The 18,811-nt window shown below is 66.3% G+C and carries 18 protein-coding genes; all 18 read left to right on the forward strand.

Going from position 1 to position 18,811, the window contains the following annotated elements; all coding sequences use genetic code 11:
- Window positions 1-52: 52 nt before the first annotated feature.
- The 18 genes from IP68_RS05920 to ftsA all read left to right on the forward strand — a co-directional run bounded on the left by IP68_RS05920 (window position 53) and on the right by ftsA (window position 18,682).
- Entirely contained in the window at window positions 53-367 is a 315-nt protein-coding gene (locus IP68_RS05920; RefSeq protein ID WP_156317958.1) for a hypothetical protein, read from the forward strand.
- Complete coding sequence (locus IP68_RS05925) at window positions 364-1,152, forward strand: hypothetical protein (RefSeq protein WP_054134042.1); 789 nt, start codon at window positions 364-366, stop codon at window positions 1,150-1,152. Before IP68_RS05920 ends, IP68_RS05925 begins: the two co-directional genes overlap by 4 nt.
- A 300-nt stretch (window positions 1,153-1,452) precedes the next feature.
- Window positions 1,453-1,947 carry a division/cell wall cluster transcriptional repressor MraZ gene (locus IP68_RS05930; protein ID WP_054134043.1) on the forward strand — a complete coding sequence of 165 codons (495 nt, stop codon included), beginning with the start codon at window positions 1,453-1,455 and terminating at the stop codon, window positions 1,945-1,947.
- A complete protein-coding gene (gene rsmH / locus IP68_RS05935; protein WP_054134044.1) occupies window positions 1,947-2,942 on the forward strand; it encodes a 16S rRNA (cytosine(1402)-N(4))-methyltransferase RsmH in 996 nt (331 codons plus the stop codon). Before IP68_RS05930 ends, rsmH begins: the two co-directional genes overlap by 1 nt.
- Window positions 2,939-3,550: a hypothetical protein gene (locus tag IP68_RS05940; protein WP_054134045.1), complete on the forward strand. Its 612-nt coding sequence runs from the start codon at window positions 2,939-2,941 to the stop codon at window positions 3,548-3,550. Before rsmH ends, IP68_RS05940 begins: the two co-directional genes overlap by 4 nt.
- Complete coding sequence (locus IP68_RS05945) at window positions 3,547-5,271, forward strand: penicillin-binding protein 2 (protein WP_054134046.1); 1,725 nt, start codon at window positions 3,547-3,549, stop codon at window positions 5,269-5,271. Before IP68_RS05940 ends, IP68_RS05945 begins: the two co-directional genes overlap by 4 nt.
- Before the next feature lie 97 nt (window positions 5,272-5,368).
- Complete coding sequence (locus IP68_RS05950; RefSeq protein WP_054134047.1) at window positions 5,369-6,796, forward strand: UDP-N-acetylmuramoyl-L-alanyl-D-glutamate--2,6-diaminopimelate ligase; 1,428 nt, start codon at window positions 5,369-5,371, stop codon at window positions 6,794-6,796.
- A complete protein-coding gene (murF, locus tag IP68_RS05955) occupies window positions 6,793-8,214 on the forward strand; it encodes a UDP-N-acetylmuramoyl-tripeptide--D-alanyl-D-alanine ligase (RefSeq protein ID WP_054134341.1) in 1,422 nt (473 codons plus the stop codon). Before IP68_RS05950 ends, murF begins: the two co-directional genes overlap by 4 nt.
- A complete protein-coding gene (gene mraY / locus IP68_RS05960) occupies window positions 8,214-9,284 on the forward strand; it encodes a phospho-N-acetylmuramoyl-pentapeptide-transferase (RefSeq protein ID WP_054134048.1) in 1,071 nt (356 codons plus the stop codon). The genes murF and mraY overlap by 1 nt, the downstream gene beginning before the upstream one ends.
- Window positions 9,281-10,618, forward strand: a complete 1,338-nt coding sequence (murD, locus tag IP68_RS05965) for a UDP-N-acetylmuramoyl-L-alanine--D-glutamate ligase (protein WP_054134049.1) — start codon at window positions 9,281-9,283, stop codon at window positions 10,616-10,618. The genes mraY and murD overlap by 4 nt, the downstream gene beginning before the upstream one ends.
- Window positions 10,615-11,847, forward strand: coding sequence for an FtsW/RodA/SpoVE family cell cycle protein (locus tag IP68_RS05970; protein WP_171900224.1), 1,233 nt, complete (start codon window positions 10,615-10,617; stop codon window positions 11,845-11,847). The genes murD and IP68_RS05970 overlap by 4 nt, the downstream gene beginning before the upstream one ends.
- Window positions 11,844-13,034 (forward strand): undecaprenyldiphospho-muramoylpentapeptide beta-N-acetylglucosaminyltransferase, encoded by a 1,191-nt coding sequence (murG, locus tag IP68_RS05975; protein WP_054134050.1) that lies wholly within the window; start codon window positions 11,844-11,846, stop codon window positions 13,032-13,034. Before IP68_RS05970 ends, murG begins: the two co-directional genes overlap by 4 nt.
- The gene (gene murC, locus IP68_RS05980) at window positions 13,031-14,443 is read left to right on the forward strand and encodes a UDP-N-acetylmuramate--L-alanine ligase (protein WP_054134051.1); all 1,413 of its coding nucleotides are present in this window, start codon (window positions 13,031-13,033) and stop codon (window positions 14,441-14,443) included. The genes murG and murC overlap by 4 nt, the downstream gene beginning before the upstream one ends.
- Window positions 14,440-14,634 (forward strand): hypothetical protein, encoded by a 195-nt coding sequence (locus IP68_RS05985; RefSeq protein ID WP_054134052.1) that lies wholly within the window; start codon window positions 14,440-14,442, stop codon window positions 14,632-14,634. Before murC ends, IP68_RS05985 begins: the two co-directional genes overlap by 4 nt.
- On the forward strand, window positions 14,631-15,545 hold the full coding sequence (murB, locus tag IP68_RS05990; protein WP_197275738.1) for a UDP-N-acetylmuramate dehydrogenase: 915 nt from the start codon (window positions 14,631-14,633) through the stop codon (window positions 15,543-15,545). The genes IP68_RS05985 and murB overlap by 4 nt, the downstream gene beginning before the upstream one ends.
- Complete coding sequence (locus tag IP68_RS05995; RefSeq protein ID WP_054134053.1) at window positions 15,542-16,492, forward strand: D-alanine--D-alanine ligase; 951 nt, start codon at window positions 15,542-15,544, stop codon at window positions 16,490-16,492. The genes murB and IP68_RS05995 overlap by 4 nt, the downstream gene beginning before the upstream one ends.
- Window positions 16,476-17,369, forward strand: a complete 894-nt coding sequence (locus IP68_RS06000; RefSeq protein ID WP_054134054.1) for a cell division protein FtsQ/DivIB — start codon at window positions 16,476-16,478, stop codon at window positions 17,367-17,369. The genes IP68_RS05995 and IP68_RS06000 overlap by 17 nt, the downstream gene beginning before the upstream one ends.
- Window positions 17,366-18,682, forward strand: a complete 1,317-nt coding sequence (gene ftsA, locus IP68_RS06005) for a cell division protein FtsA (protein ID WP_197275739.1) — start codon at window positions 17,366-17,368, stop codon at window positions 18,680-18,682. The genes IP68_RS06000 and ftsA overlap by 4 nt, the downstream gene beginning before the upstream one ends.
- Window positions 18,683-18,811 lie beyond the last annotated feature (129 nt).

Here is an 18,811-nt window from a genome sequence, read left to right on the forward strand (position 1 = left end):
GGTCGCTGAAAAAGCCCGCAACATTGCACGTACCCCGGGGGGCAACCCCATCATGCACCGCCTGCAGATCGGCATTGCCGGAATCTTCGCGGTGCTGGTGATGGTCGCGCTCGCCGACATGCTGCTCCAGCGTGCAGGCGGCGAGGTTGCCGTCGAGGATGTCGCCGCGACCCCGCCGGGCACGCTTGAATCGGCCGCACCGCCCGTGGTGCAGGCGCCCGCCGCCAGCGAACCCCTGGTCGATCTGGGCGTGGTCCCCGATCTGCCCGCAGAGGGCGCGCAGCACAGCGTTGGCGGCCAGACCCCGGTGGTCGGCGAATTGCAGCCCAATCCCCAGTCCGGCACCGCGCCCGCACCCCAGCCGTGATCGCCCGCGCGCTCGCTGCATCCGCAGTGCTTGCGGTGGCGAGCGGCTGTTCGGCAGCCCCGGGCGGCGATGCCGACAATCCGCGCACCGCCGAACGAACGGCGGCGCTCGTTCCCGATGCGCCCAGGATGCGGGTCGTGCTGATGAGCAGCCTGCCGCTTGTCCATGGCGATGGCGTCGACATGCAGGCCATGCTCGCCGGGCAGAGCAGGCCGCACCCGCTGCACGATGCCCTCAAATCCGCGCACGATCTGGTGGTCGCCGATGCGCTGGACGACCAGACGCTGGAAAAGGCGGACCTCGTCGTGCTGGTGCAGCCGCGCGCCCTGCCGCCCGAAGCGCTGGTGGCGCTCGATGGCTATGTCCGCGGGGGTGGCAGGCTGTTGCTGTTTGCCGATCCGCTGCTGGAATGGCCCGGTGGCCAGGGCCTTGCCGATCCGCTGGGGCCGCAGCGCACCAGCCTGATCTCGCCGCTGCTCAGACACTGGGGGCTTGGCCTCGTCGACCTCGAAACCGAATTGGTTCGGTTGCAGCCCTCTGGGGCCGTTCTGGTGCATCCGGGGATTTTTGAGGTTTTGCCGGGGAAAATTGGGGACGCCGCCTGCCGCATCGATGCGCAGGGTCATGTCGCGCGGTGCCGGCCGGGCGAGGGGCGGGCGATACTGGTTGCTGATGCCGACCTGCTCGACCCTCGCATGATCAGCGATTCTGCCGAGTCGGGAGTTTTCAACCGTCGCTTCGTTGCCGGGCTGATCAGCGAGGTGTTGGCCAAGGACACGTCATGACAAGCCGGTCTGCGGTACCTTCGGCTCGTCCCGAAATTGAAGTATTGCCCCGCAATATACCGCGCTAACCCCAAAAAAACCCTTTCATCCCCAAATCGCCCCTGTTATGGATATCCTTAATCGGGGTTCAAACCATTTGTCATGTCTGACCGGCCTGCAGCGCTCGTGCGCGGTGGGGGGAGGCGGCTTTACCCAGTTCCGGCTCGCCGGGCGGGGTCACGCGTGTCGGGCAGACAGAAAAAGACCCCCGAAACGGTCAGGGAAGACGCAACGGCGCGGCACAAGGGGTTCGATTAACAAGTGGCGGAAATCAGTGCCTTTCTCGGTTCTGCACTGACGACCATCGACCCAAAGGGCCGGATGGCCATTCCGGCTAACTTTCGAAACCCCCTGATCTACGGCAGCAAGGGCGAGAGCGTCGCCGTGCTCAGCTTCAACGCCGAAGGCCAGTGCCTGCAGGGCTGCGGCACCGCCCGCCTCGATTCGCTGCTCGCCCAGATGCAGCACCGCGAACAGCTCGCCAGCGAACAGGGCGAGGAGTTTCGCACCGAACTGTTCGGCGGACCGCGTTTCAACACCACTTTCCGCATTACCTTCGACGGCAGCGGTCGCCTGATCCTGCCCAAGTTGCTCGTCGCGATGGCGCGGATCGACAAGCACGTCTTCTTCAGCGGCAACGGCACCGATTTCAGCATCTGGGGTGTCGAGCATCTGCTGGCGATGGATGACCCCCGCCTGGCCTCGCAGCAGTATATCGCAAGGTTCATGATGGACGAGCTGGGGGGCAAGGCCTGATGGCGCGCCGTGAAACCCCTTCGGTCGAGACCAATGATGCTCCGCACGTCCCCGTGCTGCTCGCCGAGGTGCTCGAAGGCCTCGCGATTGCGCCGGGCGAAGTGCATGTCGATGCGACCTTCGGCGCGGGCGGATACAGCCGTGCCATGCTGGCCGCTGGCGCGACCGTCCATGGTCTTGACCGCGATCCCGATGCGGTCCCGGCAGGCGAGGCGCTGATTGCCGAAAGCGATGGCAAATTCGCGTTCCATGCGGCGCGCTTCTCGCAGCTCGCACAGGTGCTGCGCGCCGCAGGGGTGACCCAGGTCGATGGCATCGTGTTCGATATCGGCGTGTCGTCGATGCAGCTCGATCAGGCAGGCCGCGGCTTTTCGTTCCAGTCGGATGGCCCGCTCGACATGCGCATGGGGCAGGATGGCCTGAGCGCTGCCGATTTCATCAATACCGCCGACGAGGCGGACATCGCCGACATACTCTATCTGTATGGCGAGGAACGCCAGTCGCGCCGCATCGCCCGCGCGATCGTCGCTGCGCGTCCGCTCGAGCGCACGCTCGAACTGGCCGCCGTCGTCCGCAGGGCGCTTGGCTATCGGCCCGGCGCGCCCAAGGATCCTGCGACCCGCACCTTCCAGGCGATCCGTATCCACGTGAACGGCGAGCTTGACGAGCTGCGCGAGGGGCTTGTCGCTGCCGAGGCGATGCTTGCGCCGGGCGGACGACTTGCCGTGGTCAGCTTCCACAGCCTCGAAGACCGCATCGTCAAGCGCTTCCTGAAGCTGCGCAGCGGCAGCGAGGGCGCCGGCTCGCGTCACCTTCCCGATCTGTCCGGCCAGCGCCGGGCCCCCAGTTTCGAAAAACCCGCCAGGCCGACCCGGGCGGGCGAGGCCGAATGCGCGCGTAACCCCCGCGCGCGTTCGGCCACCTTGCGGGTCGCGGTGCGCAGCGAGGCTCCGGCCTGGGGCGCGCACGATGATGCGGAAAGGCGTGCGGCATGATCCTGGCAGTCAAGCGCCTCAAGACCATCGGCTGGATCGCGCTGATCTTCATCGTCGCGATCGCGCTGTATCCGCTGTCGCTGAGCGTCGCGACGCTGCGCAGCGACCTGACCCGCACCGAGCGCGAGATTCTGCGCACGCGCGCCGAGCTGCGCTATCTGGAAACCGAGTTCGCCACCCGCGCCAGCCTCAGCCAGCTGGCGATGTGGAACGACCTGGAATACGGCTACGAGGCGCCCAGCGCCGCGCAGTATCTGGACGGCGAGCGCGAGCTGGCCAATCTGGGCGACGAGATGCGCGAGCTCGACAAGCCGGTGCGCGTGGCGGCGATGACGATCAAGCCGCAGGCAGAGCCCGCCGCGATCAAGCCGTCGGAACTGGCCGCCGCCACCGTCAAGACGCCCGAGCCGCTGTCGGTCTCGGCGAGCGTCGCGATCATCAGCCCGGCGCGCGCGGCGACCGCAGCGACGACATCGCCCAAGGCCGCGCTCGGCGAGCCAGGCAAGCCCGAGAGCCGGACCCAAGGCCGCCGCCTGCTCGATGACAGGCTGCTCGACCGGATCAACAAGCAGGCGGACGCCGAACTCAAGAAGACGGGGGGCCAATGACCGCGCTCGCATCCGGCAGCCACAGGGTTCGCCTAGCCAGCAAGCGGCAGCACATGACGCTGACCGCGCAGGTGCGGCTGGTCGCGGTGCTCGCCCTGTTCGGTATCGGCGTCGGCGCGATCCTGCTGCGGCTGACCTTTATCGGCGTCTTCGGCGAACAGGCACAGGCCGCCACGCGCTCTGCCCTGGTCGATCCGGGCCGGGGCGATATCGTCGACCGCAACGGCGTACCGCTCGCGCGCACGATCGATGGTTATGCCGTCCGTGTGGTGCCCGAACGGCTGATCGGCGACCGCAAGGTGCTGGCGGGCAAGCTGGCGCAGATCTTCCCCGATACCAGCGAGCAGCGCTTCCTCGATCTGCTCAGCCGCAACAAGCCGACCTATCTGCGTCACCGCGCGGTGCCCGAAGAGGTCAACCGCGTCCACGCGCTGGGCGAGGTCGGGATCGAATTTCCGCGCGAGAAGGAACGCTTCTATCCGCAGCTGCAGCTGGCGGCGCACGTGCTGGGCTATGTCCACCCCGATGGCCATGGCGTCTCCGGCATGGAGCGCGCGCTGGATGCCGAGCTGATCGATCCCAAGAAGCGGCTGACGCCTTCGGCGCTGTCTGTCGATATCCGGGTGCAGGCCGCGCTCGAGGACGAGCTTGGCCGCGCGATGAAATCCTATGATGCCAAGGCGGCCGCTGGCGTCGTGCTCGACGTGGAGACCGGCGAGGTGATGGCGATGACCTCGCTGCCCAGCTTCAACCCCAACCAGTTCGACGCCAACAGCGCGGCGTTCGAGGCCAATCAGGTCACCTATCGCTTCTTCGAGCTGGGATCGACCTTCAAGCCGCTCACCGTCGCCGCTGCGATCGATGCGGGCACGGTGACCAACCTGTCGCGCCGCTACGATGCCAGCCGTCCGCTCAAGGTCGCAGGCTTCCAGATCCGCGACTCGCACTCGTCAGGCCGCTGGCTCAACGTCCCCGAAACACTGGTGCACAGCTCCAACATCGTCACCGCGCAGATCGCCGACGAGCTGGGCCCCGAGCGGCTGCAGGCAGTGATGCGCAAGCTGCACTTCGACCGGCCCGCACAGATCAACCTGCGCGAAACCGTCAAGCCATTGTGGCCCGCAAGCTGGGGTCGGCTGACCAACATGACCGTCAGCTATGGCCATGGCATCGCGGTGAGCCCGCTGCACCTGGCCAGCGCTTATGCCGCAATGGTCAATGGTGGGGTCTATCGGCCCGCAACGCTGATGAAGCTGAAACCAAGCGACGTGCCGCGCGGCGAGCGGGTGTTCAAGGCATCGACCAGCGCGCGGATGAACCAGCTGCTGCGCATGATCGTGCGCGATGGCACCGGTCGCAAGGCCGAGGCTCCCGGCTTTCGCGTCGGCGGCAAGACAGGCTCCGCTGAAAAACCGGGTGCTGGCGGCTACAAGCGCAGTTCGGTGGTCGCGACCTTCGCGGCCGTCTTCCCGATGGATGCGCCGCGCTTCGTGGTGCTGATCATGATCGACGAGCCCGCGGGCAACTCGGCCTCCTCGTTCCAGCGCACCGCCGGCTGGACGGCAGCGCCGGTGGTGGCGCGGCTGGTCCCGCGGATCGGTCCGATGCTCGGGATCATCCCCGATGACCGGCGCGATGTCGATGTCTCCGAACTGATGCCGCTGCTGTGGAAGGCGCCGGTCAGGGCCGGGGCAAAGGGCGGGGCGGACGACCCGGCATAGGCAATTATACAATGCGGTGCGCAGCAGGGGTCTTGCATCTGCGCGGGGCAGACATAGAGGAGGCAGGAATTTACAGGGTCGAACAAAGGGCACGGAAATGAATTTGGGTGAACTGGCTCCCGGCCTGTCGGATCAGGATGCCGCGCAGACAGTCACCGGATTTGCCATCGATCACCGCAAGGTTGCCCCGGGCACCGTGTTCGGCGCCTTTGCCGGTGCGCGCTTCAACGGTGAGGATTTTATCGCCGATGCGGTCGCCGCCGGCGCCGTTGCCATCGTCGCCGCGCCCGATGCGGTCGTCAACGGCGCGATCCACATCGCCGATGCCCAGCCGCGCCGCGCCTTTGCGCAAATCGCCGCGCGCTTCTTCACCCCCGTTCCCGCGCACGTCGCCGCCGTCACCGGCACCAACGGCAAGACCTCGACCGCCGAGATGACACGCCAGCTGTGGCGGATGGCAGGGCACAACGCCGCATCGATCGGCACTCTGGGGGTGACCACTTCGGTCGACCAGACGTCCACCGGGCTCACCACCCCCGATATCGTCACCTTTCTGGGCAACATGTCCGGCCTCGCGCGCGAGGGCGTGACGCATGCGATCTTCGAGGCATCGAGCCACGGCCTGTCGCAATACCGCACCGAGGGCCTGCCGGTGCAGGTCGGCGCCTTCACCAATCTCAGCCGCGATCACCTCGATTACCACGGCACGATGGAGGCCTATTTCGAGGCCAAGATGCGGCTGATCGATGAGGTCGTCGCCGACAATGGCAGCTTTGTCGTCTGGGCAGACGACGAATGGTCGGCGCGCGTGATCGACCGGGCAAAGGCGCGCGGGCTCGATCTGTTCACCGTGGGCAGCGCGGGCGAGGGCATCCGCCTTGTCAGCCGCACCCCGACCCAGCTTGGCCAGCTCCTCGTGCTTTTGCATGATGGCAAGGAGCTGAAGGTCAACTTGCCGCTGATCGGCGCCTATCAGGCTGCCAATGCTCTGGTCTCGGCAGGCATCGTCATCGCCGCCGGTGGCGACCCCAAGCAGGTGTTCGATCATATGGGCCGGTTACAGCCGGTGCGCGGCCGGCTCGAGCGCGCGGTAATCACCCGCGCGGGCGCTCCGGTCTATGTCGATTATGCCCACACCCCAGACGGCCTGCAGGCCGCGATCGAGGCGCTGCGTCCGCATGTCAGCGGCCGGCTGATCACATTGTTCGGCGCAGGCGGAGACCGCGACACCGGCAAGCGCCCGCAAATGGGCAAGGTGGCCAGCGACCTGTCGGATGTGGTGATCGTCACCGACGACAATCCCCGCTCCGAAGACCCCGCCGCGATCCGCACAGCAATCATGGCCGCAGCGTCCGGCGCCACCGAAATCGGCGGACGCCGCGAGGCGATTGCCGCAGCGGTGGCGATGGCCGGCGCCAACGATATTGTGCTGCTCGCGGGCAAGGGCCACGAGCAGGGCCAGATCGTGGGAGACCGCGTGCTTCCGTTCGACGATGTCCAGGTTGCGCGGGAGTGCGCGGCATGATGAGCCTCTGGACCTCATCCGAAATCGCAGCGGCGACCGGCGGCACGGCATCTGCCGACTTTGCCGTCACCGGCGTGGCGTTCGACTCGCGCGAGATCGTGCCGGGTGACCTGTTCATCGCGATGCGCGGCGAGGCAACCGACGGGCACAAGTTCATCGACCGCGCGGTGGCGGCTGGCGCTGCGGGCGTGATTACCGAGCAGCCGATCGACCATCCCCATGTGCTGGTGGCCGACAGCGCCGCCGCGCTCACCGCTTTGGGCCGCGCCGCGCGTGACCGCAGCCAGGCCATGATCATCGGCGTCACCGGCTCTGCGGGCAAGACCGGCACCAAGGAGGCGCTGTTCCACGCGCTCGACCGGACGGCGCCGGGCAGCGCGCATCGCTCGGTCAAGAGCTACAACAACCATGTCGGCGTGCCGCTCAGCCTCGCCCGGATGCCGCGCGACGCACGCTTCGGCGTGTTCGAGATGGGGATGAACCATGCAGGCGAGCTCGCCGAGCTGACCCGGATCGTCCGCCCGCACATCGCGATCATCACCACCATCGCGCCTGCACACATCGGCAATTTCGCCAATGGCGAGGAAGGCATCGCCGATGCCAAGGCCGAGATCTTCCAGGGGCTGGAGCGGGGCGGCACCGCCATCCTGCCGCACGACAACCGCCATTTCGCGCGCCTGCATGCTGCAGCCCGCGCCTGCACCGACACGATCATCCGCTTCGGCAGCCAGCCCGACAGCGAAGCGCGGCTGATCGACAGCATCGCCGCGATCGAAGGCGGATCGCTGGTCACCGCCCAGATCGGCGAGGCCCGGCTGTGCTTCCGCATCGCTGCCCCCGGCGAGCACTGGGTGATGAATGCGCTGGCGGTGATGGCCGCGATCGAGGCCGCAGGCGGCGACCTTGCCATCGCCGGCCTTGCGCTCGCCAACCTGCCCGGGCTTGCAGGTCGCGGCGAACGGCTGACGATTGCGACCCCCGATGGCGGCGAGGCGCTGCTGATCGACGAGGCGTACAACGCCAATCCGGCATCGATGGCCGCCACGCTCGCGCAATTGGCCAAGGAGCCCGCGCCGCGCCGCATCGCGGTGCTCGGCGCGATGAAGGAGATGGGGGAAACCTCGGATCATTATCACGCCGCACTCGCAGCGCCGGTGATCGCGGCCGATATCGCCTCGGTCATTCTGGTCGGCGATGAAATGGCACCCCTTGCCGATGCGCTCAGCAATTCGCTTGAGTGGCACGGAACAATCGCGCATGTGCCCGCCGCCGACGCGGCGCTTGCAGCGCTGCGGGCACAACTGGCCGATGGCGATGCCGTGCTCGTCAAGGGGTCCAATTCCGTGGGGTTATCTGCGCTGGTGCGCGCGCTGGCACAGCCGCCAGCAGGCGGCGCTTTGGCGCAGAAGGGGGTTTGATGCTGTATCTTCTCGCGCAATATCTGGATTTCGAGGGGCCGCTGAACCTCATCCGCTATCTGAGCTTCCGCTCGGGGGCGGCAATCGTCACCGCGCTGCTGATCGGGCTGATCATCGGTCCGCGCTTCATCCTGATGCTGCGCATGCGCCAGGGCAAGGGCCAGCCGATCCGCACCGACGGGCCGCAGACCCACCTCGCCAAGCGCGGCACGCCGACCATGGGCGGGCTGATGATCCTCATTTCGCTCAGCATTTCGGTGTTGCTGTGGATGGACCTCAGTAACGTGTTCGTCTGGGCGTGCCTTGCCGTGACGCTGGGTTTCGGCCTGATCGGGTTTCTCGATGACTTCGACAAGGTGCGCAAGGCCAGCCACAAGGGCGTATCGGGCCGGGTGCGGCTGCTGGGCGAATTCATCATCGCAGGCGTTGCCAGCTGGATTATCCTGCGTGAGACCGGAACGCTGCTCTACGTGCCGTTCATCAACTACCCGCCGTTCGACCTTGGCCTGTTCTATATCCCCTTTGCCGCGTTCACGATTGTCGCATTCGGCAATGCGGTGAACCTCACCGACGGGCTCGACGGACTCGCGACCTTTCCGGTGATCATCGCCAGCCTCACCTTCCTGCTGATCGTCTACATGGTCGGCAACGCCAAGTTCGCCGCGTATCTGGGAATCCCGCACGTTCCGGGCGCGGGCGAACTGGCGATCTATTGCGGGTGCATCATCGGCGCGTGCCTTGCCTTCCTGTGGTTCAACGCTCCGCCCGCTGCCGTATTCATGGGCGATACCGGTTCGCTGGCACTGGGCGGCGCACTGGGCGCGATCGCTGTCGCATCGCACCACGAGATCGTGCTGGGCATCGTCGGCGGACTGTTCGTGGTCGAAGCCATGTCGGTGATCATCCAGGTGTTCTTCTTCAAGCGCACCGGCAAGCGCGTGTTCCGCATGGCCCCGATCCATCACCATTTCGAGCAATTGGGCTGGCCTGAATCGACCGTGGTGATCCGCTTCTGGATCATCGCTCTGGTGCTGGCGCTCGCCGGTCTTGCGACGTTGAAGATTCGTTGATCGTCTCTCCCGCCTTTGCTGCGAAACGCTATTGCATCCTCGGGCTGGCACGCTCGGGTCTGGCGACGCTCGATGCGCTGATGGCATCGGGCGCGCAGTGCACCGTGTGGGACAATCGCGAGGAAGCGCGCGAGACCGCGATCGCCAACCATCCCGATGTGGTGATCGGCGATCCGATGGAAATCGACCTGGCAGGGTTCGACGGCCTGATCGTTTCGCCCGGCGTGCCGCTGAACCGACACCCGGTGGCAGATCGTGCCCGCGCCGCCGATGTGCCGATCATCGGCGATATCGAGCTGTTCGCGCTTGCCCGTCCCAGCCTGCCGCCGCACCGCGTGGTCGGCATCACCGGGACCAACGGCAAGTCGACCACCACCGCGCTGATCCACCACATTCTGCGCGAGGCGGGGGTGCCGACGATCATGGGCGGCAATATCGGCCTGCCGATCCTGTCGCAGCCGCCGCTCTCGCCCAATGAGGCTGGCACCGGGGTCTATGTGCTCGAGCTGTCGAGCTATCAGATCGACCTGACCTTCAGCCTCGATTGCGATGTCGCGGTGCTGCTCAACATCACCCCCGACCATCTCGATCGCTATGACGGCTTTGCCGGCTATTGCGCCGCTAAGGCGCGGCTGTTCAGCATGCAGAGCGAGGCGAATGTCGCGGTGATCGCCACCGATGACGAGCCGACGCGCGCGATCGCCGCCACGCTGGCAGCGCCGCTCGAGGTGCATGCGAGCGACATCCCGGCAGGTGATCAGGCCGCCTGGCCCAGCCTGCAGGGGCCGCACAATGCGCAGAACATTGCCGTCGCGCTGGGCGTGGCTCATGCGCTCGGGCTCGACGAGGCGCAGACGCGCCGCTCGCTCGCCACCTATTCCAGCCTGCCGCACCGCATGGAGCGCGTCGCCGAGCATCGCGGCGTGGTGTATGTCAACGACAGCAAGGCGACCAACCCGGCCTCCACCGCGCCTGCGCTGGGCGCATTCGCACGGATCCACTGGATCGTCGGCGGGCTGCCCAAGGGTGACAGCCTCGATGAATGCGCCGAGCATTTCGGCCATGTCGTCCACGCCTACACCATCGGCGAGGCGGGTCCGGTGTTTGCCGATCAGCTCGAAAAGGTGATGCCGGTGACCCGCGCCGAAATGATGGCGAATGCCGTGCGCAGCGCGATGGACAATGCCAAGGCGGGTGACGTCGTTCTGCTTTCCCCGGCCTGCGCCTCGTTCGACCAGTTCCGCGATTTCGAAGCGCGTGGCGACTGCTTCCGCCAGATCGTCGACGCGTTGATCGCCCAGGATGTCAACCAGCACAAGGATGTCGCGCAATGAGCGATCTGGCTGCAACCGCTCCCGCTGCCGCACAGGCAGGCCCGCGCGCCTACAAGTTGCCGCGCAATCTCAGCCGCCGCCTGGGCCGCAGCGACCGCTCGCAGCTGGCGATCTGGTTCTGGGAACTCGACCGCGTGCTGCTGGCGCTGATCATGATGCTGATCGCCATCGGGCTGATTGCGGTGCAGGCGGCATCGCCCGCCAGCGCGCGGCGGCTCTCGACCGCGACCGAAACGCTGAGCCCGCTCTATTTCTTCTATCGGCAATTGGGCTGGGTCATCGTCAGCCTGGGCTTCATGTTCGTGGTCTCAATGCTGCCCAAGCGCGAGGCGCGGCGCCTGGCGATCATCATGGCGTGCATCTGCTTCGTGCTGCTGATGCTGGTGCCGATCATGGGCAACACGGTCAACGGCGCCAAGCGCTGGATCGGTTACGGCATCGGCATCCAGCCCTCGGAATTCCTCAAGCCTGCCTATGCGGTGACCATGGGCTGGATCATCTCGCTGCGGGTCAAAGACCCCAGCCTGCCGGTGCTCAAGCTCTCGGCAGCGATCACTTTGTGCATCGCCATGCTGCTGATGCGCCAGCCGGATCTCGGCCAGACGATCATGTTCATCGGCATCTGGTTCACGCTGATGCTGCTGGCCGGGCTGCCGATGCAGGTGGTCGCTGGCGGCGTCGGGCTGGGCGCGGTCGGCATGACCGCCGCCTATTTCTTCTATCCGGTCGCCACCCAGCGCATCAACGGCTGGCTGTTCGGCGCGGGCGAATATGACCATGTCATGTTCGCGCACAAGACGCTCACCGGCGGCGGCCTCATCGGCACCGGCCCGGGGCTAGGCACGCACAAGTTCAACCTGCCCGAGGCGCACACCGACTATATCTTCTCCGTCATCGGCGAGGAATTCGGCCTGCTCGCCTGCGCGGCGATCGCGCTCGTCTATTTCGCGATCATCGCGCGCATCTGCATGCGGCTGCTCGAGGAACGCGACCTGTTCACCATCATGGCGGTGGCGGGCCTCACCGCGCAGCTGGGCGGCCAGGCGTTCATCAACATCGCGGTGAACCTGCAACTGTTCCCCTCCAAGGGCATGACGCTGCCGTTTATCAGCTATGGCGGATCGTCGATGATCGCGCTGGGCATCGGCGCGGGATTGCTGTTGTCGCTGACCCGGCGTAACCCGTTCGAAGACCGCACTTTGCTCGGTCAGGACTGGAGCCGAGGATGAATGTATCGCGCCATTATGTGCTGGCCGCAGGCGGCACCGGCGGACACCTGATCCCCGCCTTTGCGCTCGCGCGCGAGCTGCAGCAGCGCGGGCACCACATCGCGCTGGTGACCGATGAACGCGGCGCGAAAATTCCGGGGATCTTCGAAGGCGATCAGGTGCACATCCTGCCGCCGGGCCGGATCGCGGGCGGGCCTTTGGGCTGGCTCAAGGGCATGAAGGGCATCTGGGCGGGGCGCAATATGGCGCTCAACCTGTTCGAGACCTTCCAGCCGACCGCGGTGGTGGGCTTTGGCGGCTATCCTGCCTTGCCTACGTTGCTGGCGGCGCAGAAGGCCGGGATCCCCACGGTGATCCACGAGCAGAACGCGGTGCTGGGCCGGGTCAACCGCTTCATGGCGGGGCGGGTCAACGCGATCGCCACCGCCTACAAGCAGGTCGACCGGCTGAACCCCAAACATGCCGACCGCGTCCATGTTGTTGGCAATCCGGTGCGCGAAGAGGTGCTGGAACTGCGTGGGCAGAATTATCCGCCGCTGCTCGAGGATGGCGTGTTCCGCGTGCTCGTCACCGGCGGAAGCCAGGGCGCGCGAGTGCTCTCCGAAGTGGTGCCCGACGGCCTTGCGATGCTGCCGGTCAATCTGCGCCGCCGCCTGCAGGTCGTCCAGCAGTGCCGCGAAGAGGACATCGAAGGCGTTCGCGCCAAATATGCCGAGCATGGCATTCCGGCAGAACTCGCCACCTATATGAATGACCTGCCCGAGAAATTGGGCTGGTCGCACCTGTTCATCGGCCGCGCTGGCGCTTCAACGATCGCCGAGCTGACCGCTGCGGGAAGGCCAGCGATCCTGGTGCCGCTGCCGATCGCCACCGACGACCACCAGACCGCCAATGCGCGCGAGATGGTCAAGGCCGGCGGTGCGCGCTCGATCCGGCAGGAGGCGTTCACGCCCAAGGAGCTGGCCAAGCAGATCCAGAAGATGGCGCTTGACCCGCACGCGCTCGAGAACGCCGCGCTGGCCGCGCACAAATGCGGCTATCCGCACGCGGTGCGTGACCTGGCCGATCTGGTGGAAAGTTTTGGCGGTGCGCCATTGGTCGATGTGATCCGGGTGGCGCCTGCCGCCAAGGGACACGCCATCGGCGGCGAAGCGCTCGCGCGCGATACGGAAAGAGCAGAAGCATGAAGGGCGTCGGAGTCGACATCGGGACCATCCATTTCATCGGCATCGGCGGCATCGGCATGTCCGGGATCGCCGAAGTGATGCACAATCTGGGCTACAAGGTTCAAGGGTCCGACATCGCCGAGGGCTATGTCATCGAGGGCCTGCGCAAGCGCGGCATCAAGGTGATGATCGGCCACAAGGCGGAGAACCTGGGCGATGCTGCCGTGGTGGTCACCTCCACTGCGATCAAGCGCGGCAATCCCGAGGTCGATCTGGCGCTGGAAACGCGCGTCCCCGTGGTGCGCCGCGCGGAAATGCTCGCCGAGCTGATGCGGCTGAAATCCACCGTCGCGGTAGCGGGCACGCACGGCAAGACCACGACCACCTCGATGATCGCGGCCATGCTCGATGCGGGCGGCATCGACCCTACCGTGATCAACGGCGGCATCATCAACAGCTACGGCTCGAATGCCCGCTTGGGCGCGAGCGAGTGGATGGTGGTCGAGGCTGATGAAAGCGATGGCAGCTTCCTGCGGCTCGACGGCACGATCGCGGTGGTCACCAACATCGATCCCGAACATCTCGACCATTATGGCAGCTTCGATGCGGTCAAGGATGCGTTCGTCGAGTTCGTCCAGAACGTCCCCTTCTATGGCGCGGCGATCCTGTGCCTCGATCACCCCGAGGTCCAGGCGATCCTGCCGCGGGTCAAGGACCGGCGGATCGTCACCTACGGGTTCAGCGCGCAGGCCGATATCCGCGGCGACAATGTCGTCTCGATCCCAGGCGGCAACCGCTTCGACGTCACCGTGCGCGAGCGCGATGGCTCGACCCGGCAGATCAGTGGCATCGAAATGCCGATGCCGGGCCGCCACAATGTGCAGAATGCGATCGCCGCGATCGCGGTCGGCTTGCAGATGGGCATGCAGGACAGCGACATCATCACCGGTTTTGCCCAGTTCGGCGGGGTCAAGCGGCGCTTCACCAATGTCGGCACCGTGGATGGCGTGACGATCATCGACGATTACGGCCATCACCCGGTCGAAATCCGCGCGGTGCTGGCAGCCGCGCGCGAGGGCGTGCAGAACCGCATCATCGCGGTGGTCCAGCCGCACCGCTATTCGCGGCTGGGCGATCTGATGGACGAGTTCCAGCAGGCGTTCAACGATGCCGACATCGTCTATGTCGCGCCGGTCTATGCGGCGGGCGAGGACCCGGTCGAGGGCGTCAGCGCCGAAGCGCTGGCAAGCGGCCTCAAGGCACGCGGCCACCGCCAGGCCCGCACGATCAGTGGCCCCGAAGAGTTGGCCGATCTGCTGGCCGCCGAGGCGCAGGATGGCGACATGGTCATCTGCCTGGGCGCGGGCGACATCACCAAATGGGCGGCAGGGCTCGCCGACGCGATCGGCGCGCGGAGAGTGGCATCATGAGCACGCCGTTCGACTGGATGATCGACATGCAAAAGCAGATGATCGATGCCCAGCGCCAGCAGATGCAGGCGGGGCAGAAGGCACTCGAGGCGTGGAAGAAGTCCGTGGATGGTGCCTCGGCGATGCGCGATGCCGCGAATGCGCAGCAGCGCGCGGTGAAAAGCTGGCTGTCGATCTGGGGCGTTAAATGACGGCAGCCGCCGCCTCGATCAAAACGATGCCGGCAGTGGCAGGCAGGCTGACGGCGCATGCGCCGCTGGCGCCATTGCTGTGGTTCAAGACCGGGGGCGCGGCCGACTGGCTGTTCGAACCGAAGGATGCCGATGATCTGGCCGAGTTTCTGGCGGCTCTCGATCCTTCCGTGCCCGTGATGGCTTTGGGGCTGGGATCGAACCTGATCGTGCGCGACGGCGGTGTGTCCGGCGTCGTCGTGCGGCTGGGCAAGGCGTTCGCGCAGGTTGAACGCGCAGGCGACATGACGCTGCGCTGCGGGGCAGGCGCCTCGGGCATTCTCGTCTCTTCGACCGCGCGCGATGCGGGCATAGGCGGGCTCGAATTTCTGCGCTCGATCCCCGGCACGGTCGGTGGTTTCGTGCGGATGAACGGCGGCGCTTATGGCCGCGAGGTCAAGGACGTGCTGATCGATTGCGACGTGGTGCTGCGCGATGGTTCGCAGCGCACGCTGGCGCTGGCCGACTTGCATTACAGCTATCGGCATTCGCAGCTGCCCGAGGGCGCGATCGTGATCGGAGCAACCTTCACCGGTTCCCCCGCCGAACCGGCGGCGATCCAGGCCGAGATGGACCGCATCGCCGCCTCGCGCGAGGCGAGCCAGCCGCTGCGCAGCAAGACCGGCGGATCGACCTTCAAGAACCCCGATGGCCACAAGGCTTGGGCTCTGGTCGACCAGGCCGGATGCCGCGGCCTGATGATCGGCGGTGCGCAGGTCAGCGAGAAACACACCAACTTCCTGATCAACACCGGCACCGCCACCAGCGCCGACATCGAAGCGCTGGGCGAGGAAGTGCGCTCCCGCGTGAAGGCGCAATCGGGCGTCGAGCTGGAATGGGAAATCCAGCGGATAGGGAGCCCCGTAGCATGACTCTCCCCAAGCTCCATATCGCCGTGCTGATGGGCGGCTGGTCGGCCGAACGCGAAGTGTCGCTGATGAGTGGCGAGGGCGTCGCCAAGGCGCTGGAATCGCGCGGGCACACCGTGACGCGCGTCGATATGGACCGCAATGTCGCCGCAGTGCTGGCCGGCATCCGTCCCGATATCGTGTTCAACGCATTGCACGGCACGCCCGGCGAGGATGGCAGCGTGCAGGGCATGCTCGATCTGATGCAGATCCCGTACACGCACTCCGGCATGGCCACCTCGGTGATCGCGATCGACAAGGTGCTGACCAAGCAGGCGCTGCAGCCGCATGGCATTCCGATGCCCGGCGGGCACATCGTACGTTCCGAAAGCCTCTACACCGGCGACCCGATGCCGCGCCCCTATGTGCTGAAGCCCGTCAACGAAGGCTCGTCGGTCGGCGTCGCCATCGTCAAGGCGGACAGCAATTATGGTGACCCGATTGCGCGCGATGCCGTGGGACCATGGCAGGAATTCGACGAGCTGCTCGCCGAACCTTTCATCAAGGGCCGCGAGCTGACCACTGCCGTGCTGGGCGACCGGGCATTGGGCGTCACCGAGCTGCAGACCAAGTCGGGCTTCTACGACTATGATGCCAAGTATACCGACGGCCTGACGCTGCACATCTGCCCTGCCGACATCCCCGAGGATATCGCGGCGCTGTGCATGGACCTGGCACTGCGCGCGCACAACATCCTGGGATGCAAGGGCGCATCGCGCTCGGACTTCCGCTGGGATGACGAGAAGGGTGTGGACGGGCTGTTCCTGCTCGAAGTCAACACACAGCCGGGTATGACACCTCTCAGCCTGGTTCCCGAACAGGCGGCACATATCGGCATCAGCTATGCCGATCTGGTTGAGATTATCGTGGAAAGCGCATTGGGGGGCACCCGGCATGACGACACGGATTAAACGCGGCACATCGGCCAAGCGCGGCGCAACCCGCGCCAAGCCGCGCACCGCGCAACGATCGCGCACCAACGCCGCGCTGGCACGGCTGCCGTTCACCGAGGCGCAGCTGCAGAAGGCCGTCACCATCGGCGTGCTCGGGCTGCTCGCGCTGGCCGGCGTGATCACCGCGCAGTTCATGGGCCTGCCCGGCATGGTGCAGGAGGAGATGGCGCTGGCCGCCGGGCGCGCGGGCTTCGAGGTCAAGAAGGTCGAGGTGCGCAACGTAGACAAGATGAACGAGCTCAAGGTCTACGAGATCGTGCTGGCGCAGAAGGACCGGTCGATGCCGCAGGTCGATCTGGAAGAGCTCCGCCGCGAACTCACCCGGTTCAGCTGGATCGCCGATGCGCGCATCTCGCGCCAGCTGCCCGATACGCTGATCGTCGATATCGTCGAGCGCGAGCCGTTGGCGGTGTGGGAGGATCGCGGCAAGGTGATGCTGGTCGATGCCGAAGGCGTCGCGCTCGAGCCCAGTCCCGGCCAGATCGATCCCAAGATGCTGCGGATCGTCGGCAAGCGCGCCAATGCGAAGATCGGCGACCTTACCGAACTGCTCGATGCAGCGCCCGCGCTGACCCCGCAGGTGAAGGAGGCCGAATGGGTCGGCAACCGCCGCTGGAACCTGACCTTCCACACCGGCGAGGTGCTGGCACTTCCCGAGGGCGAGGACCTGTCCGAAGCTGCGCTGATCAACTTTGCGCGGATGGACGGGGTCAACCGGCTGCTCGGCAAGGGCGTGACCTATTTCGATCTGCGCGATCCTGAGCGCGCTTACTTGCGCAAACCCCGCAACCCCGCCAAACCCGAAGGCGATGCGATCGCATCGGCAGCGCAATGAGCGGCGGCAAGCCCCGCAAGGGCGGCGCAGCCGTCCCCCGGATCGAAAAGACCTTCGGCGCGCTCGACATCGGCTCGTCCAAGGTCTGCGCGATGATCGTCGGACGCACCGATGCGGGCGAACTGCTGGTGCTGGGCACCGGGCAGAGGGCGAGCGATGGGGTCAAGCGCGGCTATATCACCGACATGCAGGCGACCGAGCTTGCAGTGCGCGAAGCGGTCGAGCAGGCCGAGCGGATCGCCGGGCTCAACATCGATCATGTCCATGTCAGCTGCACCTCGGGCGGGCTCACCAGCACGATCGCGCGGGTCGAGATAGATCTGGGCGGGGGCCGCATCGACGAGGATGACGTCGATCACCTGCTCGCCGCCGGGCGCGAAACGATCCAGCCGGGCGGGCGCATGGTGCTGCACGCGCAACCTGCGCTTTACACGCTCGACGGCGCGACCGGGGTCAAGAAGCCGATCGGGCTGCACGCCGAGCGGCTGGGCGTCGATATCCACGTGGTGTTCGCCGATGGGGCGCCGGTGCGCAACATCGACCAGACCGTGGCGGCGGCGTATCTCGGCGTCAGCGGCATCGTTGCCGCGCCGATCGCGGCGGGCACCGCGTGCCTGGGCGAGGAAGAGCGCGAGCTGGGCGTCGCATTGATCGAAATGGGCGCAGCGGTCACCAACATCTCGCTCTACGCCGGCGGCATGCTGGTCGGGCTGTTCACCATTCCCTTTGGCGGCGCGGACATCACCGATGCGATCGCGTCCGCCTTCGGGCTGCGCCGGGCCGAGGCCGAGCGGATCAAGTGCTTCCACGGTGCTGCCACATCCTCGCCGCGCGACAACCACGACATGATCGACCTGCGCCTGCCCGAAGAGGACAGCAAGCTGGTGGGCGCGGGCGGGCGCGCGCCCGACGACAAGCATTCGATCAGCCGCGCGCAACTGGTATCGGTCATCCGCCAGCCGCTCGATTATCTGATCGGAGAGATCACCAAGGGACTGAAGGAGCTGGGCTTTACCGGCGCGCAGGGGCAGCGGATCGTGCTCACCGGCGGATGCGCGGAGCTGCGCGGGCTGGCCGATCACATGCAGGTGGCGCTGGGCCGCACGGTGCGGATCGGGCGGCCTTCGGGGTTGGCGGGTCTTCCGGACGCGCATGCGGGCCCCGCCTTTTCGACGCTGGCCGGGCTCGCGCTGTTCGCGGCCGACGAGCCGGTGGACATTCGCAGCATTGCGTCGAGCTATCAGCAGGTTCATCGCCATTCGGGTGCGGCGGTATTGCAGCGTCTGTGGCGGGCATTGGTCGGCAATTTCTGACGATGAGCGACCAATGGCGCAACGATACGCACGAAGTGGTGGAAAAACCCGATTTTTTACGTGAATTCGCGAATCAATCTGTGCAATGTGCACTTTGTAATTTGCTTCAAATTTATGAAGCAGGGGAGA

Source organism: Blastomonas sp. AAP25, from assembly GCF_001295965.1.
Lineage (GTDB): Bacteria > Pseudomonadota > Alphaproteobacteria > Sphingomonadales > Sphingomonadaceae > Blastomonas > Blastomonas fulva.